Here is a 13,640-nt window from a genome sequence, read left to right as displayed (position 1 = left end):
TTCCATTTATTTGAGGCGAAAGACCTACTTCCATCATACCACAATAAAAAAGATAAAAAGATATTTAATAATTACAAGTTTTCTTGTATTCCTCTATGTCCAAATCGCCTGACTTTTTGTAAAATCATAATCAGTGACAGGTGCTCATACTAGGCATACAAGTATACATCCTGAAAATGAATGTTTAATTATTGCAGGTGAAAATTCCCAGTAGACAGGCGCCGTTGCCCCATCTTACAGTTAGCTAGTCATACAAGTATAACCAGTTTATATGGAGGGATTTTCCCGAACTGCTCTTTGTATGCGGTTTCTGAAACCGCTTCACGGGACCTTCAAGACCAAAATGAACGCGCGATCACGAACAATGTTGTGTTTATGGACGATGGTTAATTTTAAAAGAAAGCGGTGGTTCGATGTCAGTCAAGCATCAGGCGATAGTAGGCACGGTAGCGATCGAGAAAAAAACGGCGCTCAAAACCTCGCTGCTGAGGCACATCCGGAAGGAGTGGAAATTGTATTCCTTTCTGATTATTCCCCTTATTTATTTTATCATCTTCAAGTACGTACCGATGCTCGGAAATGTAATCGCTTTCCGCAAATACAGAGGCGGCACGAATTTATTCGGCACGGAATGGGTTGGCCTGCAGTACTTCCGGATGTTTATGAAGGACCCGACGTTCTGGCGCGCTTTTCGCAACAATCTCTCTCTAAGCGTGCTGTATCTGATCGTGCGGTTCCCGCTGACGCTGATCTTTGCGCTGCTGCTGAATGAACTGCGGCGAGTTCGCCTCAAGAAATTCGTTCAAACGGTCTCGTACCTGCCGCACTTCATCTCGATGGTCATTATCGCTGGGATGACGAAGGAATTGCTCTCGATGACCGGTCCGATCAATACGCTGCTTGCACATCTCGGCATGGCCAAAATCACGTTCATCTCCTTGCCGGAATGGTTCCCGACCATCTACGTGGCCTCCGGCATCTGGCAAGGACTCGGTTGGGGGACGATCCTTTACCTGGCGGCGATGACTGGCATCAATACCGACTTGTATGAAGCGGCCAGGGTCGATGGGGCGAACCGGCTGCGGCTTGCGTGGCACGTGACGATTCCGGGTATTTTGCCGACGATTATGACACTGCTCATCCTGGATATCGGCGGTATCATGGGCTCCAATTTTGAGAAAATCTTGCTGCTATACAACCCGCTCACGTATCAATCGGCTGACGTTATTTCCACTTACGTATACCGGATGGGGATTACCGGCGGCAACTTCAGCTTTGCAACCGCAGTCGGCTTGTTCGAAGGGGTCATCGGACTGATCCTCGTCACGACGGCGAACTATATTTCCAAGAAAACGACGAAATCGAGCTTGTGGTAAAGGAGGGTTTGTCAAGTGAAGGAGTCAGCATCCTATCGCGTGTTTCAAGTGTTCAATGCCTGCGTTATGGCGCTCGTCGTCGTAATGACGCTGTATCCGTTTCTCTATCTAGTCGCCCAGTCCTTTAGTTCCGAGGCTGCGGTGTATGCAGGGAAGGTGACGTTTTTTCCGGTCGAGTTTACCGACAAAACCTATCGCATCGTGCTGGGCAAACCGGATTTCTTCCGGTATTACGGCAATACGGTCTTGTATGCGGTCGTCGGGACGATCATCTCCGTTGCTGCAACCGCTATTATGTCTTATCCGCTTTCCAAGGAAAGATTGCGGCTTAACAAAGCTGTCATTCCCTTCGTCCTGTTCACCATGTATTTCGGCGGGGGGTTAATTCCTAACTATATTCTGGTCGCCAAAACGCTGCATATGAAGGACACCATCTGGGCGATTATTATTCCCGGCGCGATCAGCGCGTTCAACGTGATTTTGATGAAAACGTTTTTTGCCTCTTTGCCGGAGGAAGTGGAGGAAGCGGCGACCGTCGACGGCCTTGGCGTTTATGGGATTTTTGCCCGCATTACGCTGCCGTTATCCAAACCGATTATGGCCACGATGGTACTGTTTAGTATGGTAGCCATCTGGAACAACTGGTTCGGTCCCGCTCTCTTCCTGCAGACGAAAGAGAAATGGCCTGTCGCCCTCTATCTCAGACAGATCATCGACAGCTCGCTCGGCACAGATCCCGGCGCTAACGCTGAAGTATCGGCCCAGATTGCAGCGACGATCAAGTCCTGTGCAATGGTGCTGACGGCACTGCCGATCATTTGTATCTACCCGTTCGTTCAGAAGTATTTTGTGCAAGGCATGATGATTGGTGCGGTAAAAGGTTAATTTCCTCCGTTATTTCAGACTGTGCTGCAGCTATGGTCCGAACGCGCGCAACGTGAACATGGCAGCCGTCTGCTATATACACAAACAAATGAAAGGGTGGAAATATGAAAAAGACAAAAAAAGCTTTAGGAATCGCCATGGCTCTTACGATAGCGGTCGCAACCGCAGCATGTTCAGACGATCAATCCGCGTCCCCGACGCCGGGCAGCAATGCCGACACAGGCCAAGCGCTGAACTACACATTTGGTGAAGGCAAGACGTTCCACGCCAATGAGCCCGTATCGTATTCGATGATGTACAGCGATCACGAGAACTACCCGAACAAGAAGGATTGGCGTCTTTGGAGTTCGATCCAGGAGAAAACGAATGTCACGTTTGACCTGAACATTACGGCCCGCACCGAGTATGAGAACAAGAAGTCACTGCTGGTTAACAGCGGGGACGCGCCTTTCATTATTCCCAAAACGTATGACGAATCCCCGTTCGTGGCCGGCGGTCAGATTGTGCCTATTAGCGACTGGGTGCAATATATGCCGAACTATATGAAAGCCGTGAAAGACTGGGGTATGGATAAAGATCTTCGTGCCAAGCTGAAATCCGACGGCAAATACTACGTGCTTCCAGGCATGTGGGAAGTCGCCGGCGGCGGGTACTCCTATGTCATTCGGAAAGATATTTTTGAGAAAGCGGGCGTTGACGTCAAAGGGCTGGAAGGCAAATGGACGTATGAAGACTTCTATGAAGCGCTGAAAAAAGTGAAGGCGTTCACCGGCGCCAAATACGTCTGGTCCGACGAGTTCAACGGCAAATCGGCGCTGAACATCGCAGCGATCCAATATGGCGTAACGGGCGGCGACGGCTGGGGCCTTTCCAACGGCACGCGTTTCAACGAGCAGACGAAGCAATTCGAGTTTGCCGATGCAACGAACGATTTTAAAGACTATGTAACCTACTTCAACAAGCTGGTCAAAGACGGCATCCTCGATCCGGAGTCGTTCACGCAGGATGATAAAACGGCGCAAGCCAAGTTTTTCAAAGGCGACACGTATGTGATCAATGCGAACTACCAGCTGATGTCTGATTTTAAAACGAAAATGCAAGCGCCGGGCGCTGACCTGTACATGATCGTACAACCGGGCGGGCCGAAGGGCATGCTGCAAATCGAAACGTCCCGTCTCGAGAACGGCATCATGATCTCCAAGAATGCGCTGGACAAATTGGGCAAAGACAAGTTTATCGAAATGCTCCGTTTCGTCGACTGGCTCTGGTACTCGGATGAAGGCCAAACGCTCAGCCTGTGGGGTGTTGAAGGCGAAACGTACACCAAAGACGCAAGCGGCAACATTGCCTTAAAGCCGGACGTTACGTACAACGGCATCAACCCGACAGCGCCTAAGAAACTTAACGTAGACTTTGGCTTCGGCGGCGGGGTGTTCGCTTACGGCGGCTCTGCGAAGCTGAAAATGTCGAAAATGACCGATGGTGAAAAAGATTACAACAACCGGATCCTGACGCTGCGTAAAGCGAGAACGCTGGCGCCGCCGATTATGGGCACACCGGATGAAAGCGAACAAATGAACTTGATCTCCAAACCGCTGATGGATTATGTCAATACCATGACTCTCAAATTCATTACAGGGCAAGCGAACATTGCAACCGATTGGAATACGTACACGGCGCAAGTCGAATCGCTCGGCGCTTCACGTTATGTGAAGATGGCGAACGATATTTTTGGCAAAACGAAAGGCATGCTTGGCTATTAATCATGAATCAGGGGATCTGCGGCAAGCTTTCTTGCCGCAGGTCCTGACATTTAACGTTGAACATAACTCGTGGTCGAGGCCGGGAGTGCATATAGATGAAGGCTGCAAGCAGAGAGAACGTATGTCAGGGAGGGAAAGGCATGAATACGAAGGTACGCTGGATGGACGGATGGACATTTGCAAAAAGCGGGCTGGAGCTGACGGATTGGTCCAGGCTCCCGTTCGAGCCGGTGGATTTGCCGCACGATTGGCTGATCTACGATACAAGCAACCTCTACGAGAACAGCATCGGCTGGTACCGCAAAACGCTGGTCTGGGCGGCGGCGGATTTGGGTCGCCGGGTGCTGCTGAGCTTTGACGGCGTCTACATGGATAGTTCCGTCTACGTGAACGGGCGTTTTGTTGGCGAATGGAAGTATGGGTATTCGGCTTTTGAGCATGACATAACGGATGCGTTGGTGGAGGGTGATAACGAGGTCATAGTGAAGGTTGTCCACCAAAGTCCGAACAGCCGGTGGTACTCGGGTGCTGGCATTTACCGGGATGTGTGGCTGATCACGCGTGGGCAAGAGTATATCCCGACGCATGGCATTTATGCAGCAGCGGTTCGGAAGGGCGAGCGCTGGGAGCTTTCGGTGGAGACGGAGCTAAGCCTTCGTCAGGACGGCTGGGTGACTCAGACGCTGCTGTACGGGGGCGAGCCGGTGGCAGCTGTGACAGAGCAGGCTGCGGCTACGATGGCAAGTGGCGCGGAGCTAGTTGTGGCTGCGAAGGCAAGAGGCGGGGATGAAGCAGGCTGCGCGAAGCTCAGTCAGATGCTTGAGGTGGAGGGTGCGCGCGTTTGGAGCCCCGACGAGCCGAATTTATATCGGCTCGTGACGGAGCTGCGGGTTGCTGGCGCAGATGGAGAGCAAGTGCTCGTGGAATGCATCGAGCAGAACGTGGGGTTCCGGGAGGTCGTGCTCGACCCGCAGACGGGTTTTTATTTGAATGGCACGCGCATGAAGCTGAACGGCGTCTGTGAACATCACGACCTGGGTGCGCTCGGCGCAGCTTTTAACTTGGCGGCGCTCCGCAGGCGATTCCAGATTTTGAAGGAAATGGGTGTCAATGCAATTCGAACCGCCCACAATATGCACGCGAAGGCATTTATGGAGCTCGCGGATGAGATGGGCTTCCTGATCGTCTCGGAAGCGTTCGATATGTGGGAGAGAGCGAAGACGACGTACGATTATGCGAGGTTTTTTAAGGCGTGGGCGCAGCGGGATGTAGCAAGCTGGATCCGGCGGGACCGCAATCACCCGAGCCTGATCCTGTGGAGCATCGGCAATGAAATTTACGATACACATGCAGATGGCCGAGGGCAGGAGATCACCCGGATGCTGGCGGCCGAAGTGATGAAGCACGATCCGAAGGGGAACGGCCGGGTCACAATCGGCTCGAACTATATGCCGTGGGAGAATGCGCAGTTGTGTGCGGACATCGTCAAGATTGCCGGCTACAACTACGCTGAGAAGTACTATCACAAGCATCACGAGGAGCACCCGGACTGGGTGATCTATGGCAGTGAGACGGCTTCGCTTGTGCAGAGCCGGGGCATTTACCGCTTCCCGTTCGAGCGGTCCATTCTTGCCGATGACGACGAGCAGTGCTCAGCGCTGGGCAACAGCACGACTAGCTGGGGTGCGAAATCTGTCGAAGCTTGCATAATCGCCGAGCGGGAGGCGCCTTTTTCGCTGGGACAGTTTATTTGGACCGGGTTTGACTACATCGGGGAGCCAACCCCTTATCATACGAAGAATGCCTATCTCGGCCAGATCGATACGGCGACGTTTCAGAAGGATTCGTACTACATCTATCAGTCTGCGTGGACGGATTACCGGGCGAAACCGATGGTGCATATTTTTCCGTATTGGGACTGGAATCCGGGGGAAGTGATCGACGTTCGCGTCTGCTCAAATGCGCCGAAGATCGAATTGCAGTTGAACGGCGTGACCGTCGGCACGTTCGATATTGACCATAGGCATGGCAGCCAGCTGGTCGGTTGGTGGAAGCTCCCGTACGAACCGGGGGAGCTTAAAGCGCTCGCTTACGATGAAGCGGGGCGCGTCATCGCGACGGCCGTACAGCACTCGTTCGGTGATGCGCACGAGATTCGGCTGACACCGGATAAGGCGGGGCTGGTCGCGGACGGCGAGGATTTGATGTTCGTCGAAATCGCGATGGCGGATCGGGACGGCAACCCGGTGGAGAACGCGACGAACCGGGTGCAGGTCGAGGTAACGGGCGCCGGCCGGCTGCTGGGCCTCGACAACGGCGACAGCACGGACTATGACGCGTACAAGGGCGTAAGCCGCAGATTGTTCAGCGGCAAGCTGATGGCGCTGATCGGCGCGAGGTTGGAGCCCGGCACCGTACGGGTGGAAGTGACCTCCGAAGGGCTGGCGCCGCAGGTGCTGACGTTCGAGGTGCGGGCTGCTGAGCCGGGGAAAGCTGCCACCGGAGGACCTGCGTTGCGAGGAATTGCAGAGGAAGTGCTGTGGAGGGACGCGGTGCAAGGTGTGTCGGCTGCGACGAGCAATCAGGCGCAGCCGGTTGTGACAGGTGCTCTGCGCGAGATTCCCGTGCGCAAAATCGAAATCGTCTCCCCGATGGGCCAGCAGTTTGACGCTGAGCGGAGGGGGATGACCGTGCAGGCGCGCCTGTACCCTGCGAACACATCCTACACGGACGTGGAGTGGAGCGTCGTGAACGACGCGGGGATCGCGTCGAATCTAGCCCGCGTGGAAGCGAGCGGAGGCGAAGCGAAGCTGATCGCGCTGGGCGACGGCGAGTTCCGGCTCCGGTGCACGAGCCGAAACGGCACGGCCAAAACGAAGCTGATCTCGCAGCTGGAGTTTACGGCGACGGGGCTGGGCACGGCGTACAAGGACCCGTATGGGTTCATTTCCGCCGGGCTGTATGACTACAGCAAGGGGGATGTCGGCAACGGCAATGAGCGCGGCGTGGCCACCAGTCGGGACGGAGAGACGCAAGTTGGCTTCCGGGGCATCGACTTCGGCGCGTACGGCTCCGACCGGATTACGCTGCCGATCTTCGCGCTTACCGGCGAGCCGTATGCGCTGCAGATTTGGGAAGGCATGCCGGACGAAGCCGGCAGCGAGCTGTTGGCGGATGTCATCTACCAGAAGCCATCCAGGTGGAATGTGTACCAGGAGGAGACCTATCGCCTCTCGAGGCGGTTGACTGGCATTACGTCTTTGTGCTTTGTGCTCCAGAAGAAGGTGCATATCAAAGGCTTCTCCTTCGAGAAGGTGAGCCGGGCGTACGAGGTGAACCACGCTGCAGTGTGCGACCAGCTGTACGGCGATACATTCACTCGGAGTGGCACATGTGTCGAGGGCATCGGCAACAACGTGTCGCTGGTGTTTGGCGGCATGGATTTCGGAAGCGAAGGGGCGACGAAACTGGTCGTCTGCGGCGGCTCGCCGATTGCGCAGAATACGATTCACCTCCGGTTTTCGGGGAGCGCCGGGGACAGCAATCAAGTGATTGAGTTTACCGGGTCCGATGGTTATGAGGAGCGGGTTTTTGAGATAGAGCGAGTAACGGGTGAACAGAGCGTGATCTTCGTATTCTTGCCTGGCAGCCAGTTCGATTTTGGCTGGTTCCGGTTTGAGAGATAGCGAGATAGGAGCGGCCATGCGATGCAGCATCATATATTTGTTCAGCAGAGTCAGCGGAAGAGGAGCATAGTGACGCTATTTGCACGAATTGGGCCCATTTGGGCGATAAAGGGATCGAGAGTGCGCTATTTGTGGCATTTTTCGCAAAAAGGACGGCTCAGAGCCTGAATAGGGTCATCTCGTTCCGCCTCTAGGCGGAAATGTGTGATAACCGCTGAAATAGCGGCGTGTCGTTCCGCATACAGGGCTGATATGGGGAGAGCAGTAGGCTTACCGCGATAGGCACTTGGGAAGTTAGTTACCGGAGGCCGTTTTGGAACGGCACGAGTGGACGAATAACGCTGTAAATTCAGGAATGCCGGCTGTTTAGCGGGCAGGACCGGGAAAGGGGGACGCGATGAATCATATTAAGCTCGATGCCGCAACGGAAGTCAAGGGATTAATTCGGGACAATGTGCATGACACGTTGAAAAGAAACATCATGGAGCTCCGGCTCGAGCCCGGTCGATTGATTTCAGAGAAAGAGATTATCGAGATGCTGCAGGTGAGCCGAACGCCGATTCGCGAAGCGTTGGTGAAGCTGGCGCAGGAGGAGTTGATCGAGACGATTCCCCAGAAGGGGTCTTTTATCTCGCTGATCGATCTGCAACTGGTGGAGGAGTCCCGCTTTATCCGGGAGACGTTGGAGACGGCCGTTGTGCGCCAGGCTTGCGAACTGCTGAATGCCGAGCAGGCGATGCAGCTGCAAAACCTGATCAACCTTCAGGAGCTTTGCGCAGCGGAGCGAAATTACGCTCGACTGTTCGAGCTCGATGAAGAATTTCATCGGACGATTATCGTCGGCTGCAGCAAAATCCGCACCTGGGGGCTGCTCCAGCAGCTCGGGACGCACTACAACCGCATCCGGTATTTGCGGCTCGCTGTGAATTACGACTGGGACGTGATTTTGTCCGAGCACCGCAGTATCGCGCGCGCGATTCGGGAGCGCAATCCGGACATGGCTGAAGAGGCGATGCGGGAGCATCTCAGCCGGGTCAGATTCGAGAAAGAAGAGTTAATGGCGAAGTATCCGACTTATTTTAGATAAATAGATAAAGGCAAGAACGTACAATAGTGGAGGTATCATGATGGGTGACAGCACGAATGCATATGCTTGTTGGCTGGGCTATGCGGCGACGAACGACAGCAAAAGGGTAGATGAAGCGTGGGCGCGGAAGGTGGTTGTGCCTGCCTGCGAGTCGGAGGTGCTGGAGACGGCGGCTTCCGAACTGATAAACGGTTTGGGGGCGATTGTTGGCGCAAGACCTGTGCGCACCGCTGCTGCCGATGGGAGTCCATGCCTCGTGCTCGGCGTCCGCGGGTACCTGGGCGAGCTGGAGGCCGGGCTGGTGCCGGAGCTGCAGCCGGGAAACACCTCCGGTGATGGGTATGTGATCACGCGTCTGGGCGAGGCCGGGCTTGTTATCGCCGGCAATTCGGCGAGAGGTGCCTTGTACGGGGTTTTTCACCTGCTGAGGATGCTCCTGTGCGGGGAAGATTTGTCGGCGGTCGCTATTACAGAGTCGCCGATGAACGGCCTGCGCATGCTCAATCAATGGGACAATATGGATGGATCGATTGAGCGGGGGTATGCGGGGAAGTCGATTTTTTTCAGGGACGGTCGCATTGTGCAGGATCTGACGCGGATTCGCGATTACGCCCGCTTGATGGCCTCGGTCGGCATCAATGCGATTGCGATTAATAATGTTAACGTGCACGCAGTAGAATCGCTCCTCATTACTGAGCGGATGCTGCCGGATGTGGCTCGGGTCGCCGCGGTGTTTCGCAGCTACGGCATTACCACGTATCTGAGCGTCAACTACGCCAGCCCGATGGAATTGGGCGGTCTCAGCAGCGCGGACCCGCTGGACGCGGAGGTGCGGGCGTGGTGGAAGGAGAAAGCCGGGGAGATTTATCGGGTGATCCCGGATTTTGGCGGTTTTCTCGTGAAGGCTGACTCGGAGGGACGTCCGGGGCCGTTCACCTACGGACGCGACCATGCGGAAGGCGCGAATATGCTGGCGGAGGCGTTGGCGCTGCACGGAGGCATCGTTATTTGGCGCTGTTTCGTGTACAACTGTCAGCAGGATTGGCGCGACCGCGTTACCGACCGGGCGCGGGCGGCGTTTGACCATTTTACCCCGCTCGACGGAAAGTTTCACGATAATGTGATCCTGCAGATCAAGAATGGCCCGATGGACTTTCAGGTACGGGAGCCGGTGTCGCCGCTGCTGGGCGCGATGCCTGCGACAAATCAGGTGCTGGAGCTGCAAATTACGCAGGAATATACCGGCCAGCAAAAACATCTGTGCTTCCTCGTGCCGCAGTGGAAGGAAGTACTCGGCTTCGACACGCATGCCGAGGGCAGCGGCAGCACGATCGCACAGGCGGCAAGCGGCCGTTTGTTCGGCAGACAGCTGGGCGGCATTGCAGCGGTGTCCAACATCGGCGACGGACCGAGCTGGACGGGGCATATTCTGGCGCAGGCGAACCTGTACGGATTCGGCCGGTTGGCGTGGAACCCCGAGCTAACGGCGGAGCAGATCGCGCGGGAGTGGGTGGCGCTGACGTTCGGGACTTGCGCCGAGGTCATGGCGGCTGTAACCCGGATGCTGCTGGATTCCTGGCAGATCTATGAGAGCTATACGGCGCCGCTTGGCGTCGGCTGGATGGTCAATCCCGGCCATCATTACGGGCCGAATGTCGACGGCTACGAGTATTCGCGCTGGGGGACGTATCATTTTGCCGATTCCCAGGGCATGGGGGTCGACCGTACTGTCCACACGGGGACCGGATACACGGCGCAGTACTTCGCTCCGCATGCGGAGCGGTACGAGAACGTGGAGACATGTCCGGATGAGCTGCTGCTTTTTTTCCATCATGTGCCGTACACGCATCGGTTGAAGTCCGGCAAGACCGTGATTCAGCACATCTATGATACGCACTTCGACGGGGTGCGCGAGGCGGAGAGGCTGGTGGAGACGTGGGAAGCGCTGCGGGGATTGATGGACCAAGAGCGTTTCGAGCAGGTGAGCTGCCGACTGCGCGAGCAAGCTGAGCATGCGAAGGAGTGGCGCGACCAGATCAACACGTATTTCTTTCGGAAATCGGGCATTGCGGATGAGCGCGGGCGTGTGGTGTATTAGGGTGGATGTCGGGAGGCAGGCGACGACCAATTAGGGGGTATGGATGGCATGACGCCAGTGACGATAGGGGAAGTGATCAAGCATCTGCTGGACGGGGCGGCCCTGGTTGAAGGCGGCGTGGATGGCGTTGTGGCCGGTCCGGGGAGCGGCTGGGGCGAAGCCGATGCCAATACCGATACCGATGCCGCCAGGGCGGGCACGTTTAATGCTTCCACGGCCGTGACGGGCGTCGCCGTCGTCTTTACGGCAACGCAGGCGCTGCTGGAGCAGGCGGCTGCGCTCGGTGTGAACCTCGTGATCTCGCACGAGGGCCTGTTTTATTGCCACCGGGAGGCCGGCGCGGCCTGGCTCCCGGACGACCCCGTCGTGCGCGCTAAGCGTGAGCTGCTCGGACGCACGGGCATGACGGTCGTTCGCTATCACGACCGTCCCCATCGCTGCCAGCCGGATGCCATCACGGCTGGGCTAATCGAGGCGCTCGCCTGGGCGCCTCACCTCCTGGCGCACGAACCCGCGGCCGCGGTCGTGGAGATCGAGCCCATGACGCTGGCGCAGGTCGCCCGTCATGTGAAAGCGAAGCTCGGGATTCCCTACGTCCGCGCAGCGGGGAATCCCGACATGCTCTGCCGCCGCATCGGTGTGGCGGCGGGTTACCGCGGCGGAGCCGGCGTAGCGGTGCCGCTCATCCAGGCGCACGGCCTGGATCTCGTGATCGCCGGCGAAGGCCCCGAATGGGAGACGCCGGAGTACGTGCGCGACGCGGCCCGGGAGGGCCGGCCGCTGGCGTACCTCGCGCTCGGCCATGCGGAGAGCGAGGAGCCGGGCATGCGCGCAATCGCGGCGTGGCTGCGCGAACGGTTCCCGGGCGTTCCCGTGCATGCGTTGCGGGAGGCGCCGCTTTTTCGCGTACTGTGACGAATAGCCATCAAAGGTAAACGGTTCCGCCGTCCTCTCAAGGGCCGCTTCGAGGAGATACATGCTGAAACGCTGATAAAAGCTCTGCACCTTCCTTCACTGGGAGGCGCAGAGCTTTTTTGTTTTTGCGCAGGCGGGGGATACAAGGCTCAACGTACCCGTCAACTCTCTTTTTCTCCAACGTTCTCCCTCTACTTCCGCAAGGCCGCCATGCTTTTCATCAGGCTCCGCACAGTTTCGGGCCGCTCTTTCGCAAGATTCCGCAGTTCCTGCGGATCCTCCTGCAGATCGTACAACTCCAGCGCATCGTTATGATTCTCAATATATTTGTATCTGCCGTCATAAATCATGCGCGTGTTGGTGAGCTCGCTAAGCTGATACGGCTTGTGCTGTGGCGGATTATCCTGCAATTGCGGCACGAGCGAGACGCCATCAAGCCTGCAATGGGCATACGGGATGCCGCACAGCTCCATCATCGTCGGGTACAGGTCAACCATCTCCGCCAGAGCCTGGCTCGTTCCCGTTGTCGCTGTACGCGGATCAGCGATGATCAACGGAACACGCAGTGCACCTTCGTACATCGTGTTCTTCTGGAAGAGACCGTGATCTCCCATCATTTCGCCATGATCCGCGCAAAACAGGATGACCGTATTGTCCGCCAGCCCCTTGCGGGTGAGCGTGTCCAGAATGCGCCCCACCCAATCGTCGATTAATTGAATGGCCGCGGCGTACTGCCGCTTGACCTGCGTCAGGTGAGCTTCCGTCATACCGGCGGTTTGCTTTTTGGATTTTTTCTTGACCCATTCCGGCTTGCCGGCAAAATCATCGCGAATCGAATCCGGGAACGTACGGTCCGCGAACGCTTCCGCGTATTCGGCGGGCGCGTCCCACGGGTCATGAGGCCCCACGAAGCTGACAAACAAATGCCAAGGGGCATCATCCGTCGCTTGCTCGATAAACTCGCACGACTTCCGCCCGATATAGCTGTCGTGGAAATGCTCCGCAGGCAGCGGGGACGGCGTTGCGTTATAGTAGCTCCAGCCATCGAAGCGCTGACGGTAATCCTCGACGAAAGCGTCCAGTTGTCCGTGCGCCCGCAGGTAGTGCTGATAAGGACCGGCGATATGCGCATCGTTTCCGGCATCCAGATCGAAATGCATGAGATGATTCCGGCGGAACGCCGCGTTCATCTTGCCTTCGGTTTCATGCGGGTGCGTAAAACCAAGATGGTACATAATCGGCAGGTCGCCGTTTAGACCGTAGAAATGATCGCCTTTGTGCAAGTCGCTCTTGCCGACAATGCCTACCCGATATCCGGCCTGTCGCAAGGCTTGATAATAGGTGGGCTGCTCCACCGGGTAGTTGACGAAGTTCTCCAGATTACCGATGCGATGGGGATACAATCCCGCGGCAATCGAGCTGCGGCTTGGGCCGCAAACGGGACTGTTGCAGCTGGCCTGTACAAAGCGGACGCCGCTCTCGGCAATACGGTCAATATGAGGGGTATGCACATAAGAGGTGCCGGCGCAGCTCATCCAATCGGAGCGATATTGGTCGACCATGATCATGAGAATATTAGGTCTATTCACAAGCAAACTCTCCCTTCAAGCTGGTATTCCTATCTACTATAAACTGCGTCTTTTAAGCGGTTCGATAGCCGATTCTCCGATTTCTTTGCATATTATCCGAGGAGCTGGACGCTGTACAATCGACGGTGAGAGTGTAAGAAATAATGCAAAGAAATCGGAAAATGCGTTAACGACGAAAGCAGGCGCGGCGAAGTATAGTAAGGTCATCCCGAAGAAATGCCAGATCAACGCTAAGGAAATG

Annotated in this window: 8 protein-coding genes; 7 read left to right on the top strand and 1 reads right to left on the bottom strand. The window is 56.2% G+C overall.

Translation table 11 applies throughout. The features are described from left to right. Window positions 1-413: 413 nt before the first annotated feature. The 7 genes from ABE504_RS24820 to ABE504_RS24790 all read left to right on the top strand — a co-directional run bounded on the left by ABE504_RS24820 (window position 414) and on the right by ABE504_RS24790 (window position 11,810). Window positions 414-1,376: an ABC transporter permease gene (locus ABE504_RS24820; protein WP_430093989.1), complete on the top strand. Its 963-nt coding sequence runs from the start codon at window positions 414-416 to the stop codon at window positions 1,374-1,376. Window positions 1,377-1,391: 15 nt separating this feature from the next. After that, a complete protein-coding gene (locus ABE504_RS24815; protein ID WP_430093986.1) occupies window positions 1,392-2,261 on the top strand; it encodes a carbohydrate ABC transporter permease in 870 nt (289 codons plus the stop codon). Window positions 2,262-2,365: 104 nt separating this feature from the next. Further along, complete coding sequence (locus tag ABE504_RS24810; protein WP_430093983.1) at window positions 2,366-4,024, top strand: sugar ABC transporter substrate-binding protein; 1,659 nt, start codon at window positions 2,366-2,368, stop codon at window positions 4,022-4,024. A gap of 140 nt (window positions 4,025-4,164) precedes the next feature. Next, complete coding sequence (locus tag ABE504_RS24805; RefSeq protein ID WP_430093982.1) at window positions 4,165-7,710, top strand: glycoside hydrolase family 2 TIM barrel-domain containing protein; 3,546 nt, start codon at window positions 4,165-4,167, stop codon at window positions 7,708-7,710. A gap of 397 nt (window positions 7,711-8,107) precedes the next feature. After that, complete coding sequence (locus tag ABE504_RS24800) at window positions 8,108-8,797, top strand: GntR family transcriptional regulator (RefSeq protein ID WP_430093979.1); 690 nt, start codon at window positions 8,108-8,110, stop codon at window positions 8,795-8,797. 40 nt (window positions 8,798-8,837) lie between these two features. Next, window positions 8,838-10,895 (top strand): alpha-glucuronidase family glycosyl hydrolase, encoded by a 2,058-nt coding sequence (locus tag ABE504_RS24795; RefSeq protein ID WP_430093976.1) that lies wholly within the window; start codon window positions 8,838-8,840, stop codon window positions 10,893-10,895. Window positions 10,896-10,943: 48 nt separating this feature from the next. Beyond that, on the top strand, window positions 10,944-11,810 hold the full coding sequence (locus tag ABE504_RS24790) for a Nif3-like dinuclear metal center hexameric protein (RefSeq protein WP_430093974.1): 867 nt from the start codon (window positions 10,944-10,946) through the stop codon (window positions 11,808-11,810). 191 nt (window positions 11,811-12,001) lie between these two features. Here the strand turns inward: ABE504_RS24790 and ABE504_RS24785 are convergent, their stop codons facing one another. After that, the gene (locus tag ABE504_RS24785; RefSeq protein WP_430093973.1) at window positions 12,002-13,399 is read right to left on the bottom strand and encodes a sulfatase family protein; all 1,398 of its coding nucleotides are present in this window, start codon (window positions 13,397-13,399) and stop codon (window positions 12,002-12,004) included. Window positions 13,400-13,640 lie beyond the last annotated feature (241 nt).

Source organism: Paenibacillus oryzisoli (assembly GCF_050467285.1).
GTDB lineage: Bacteria > Bacillota > Bacilli > Paenibacillales > NBRC-103111 > Paenibacillus_E > Paenibacillus_E oryzisoli_A.
This window is presented reverse-complemented; position numbering and strand designations above follow the sequence as displayed.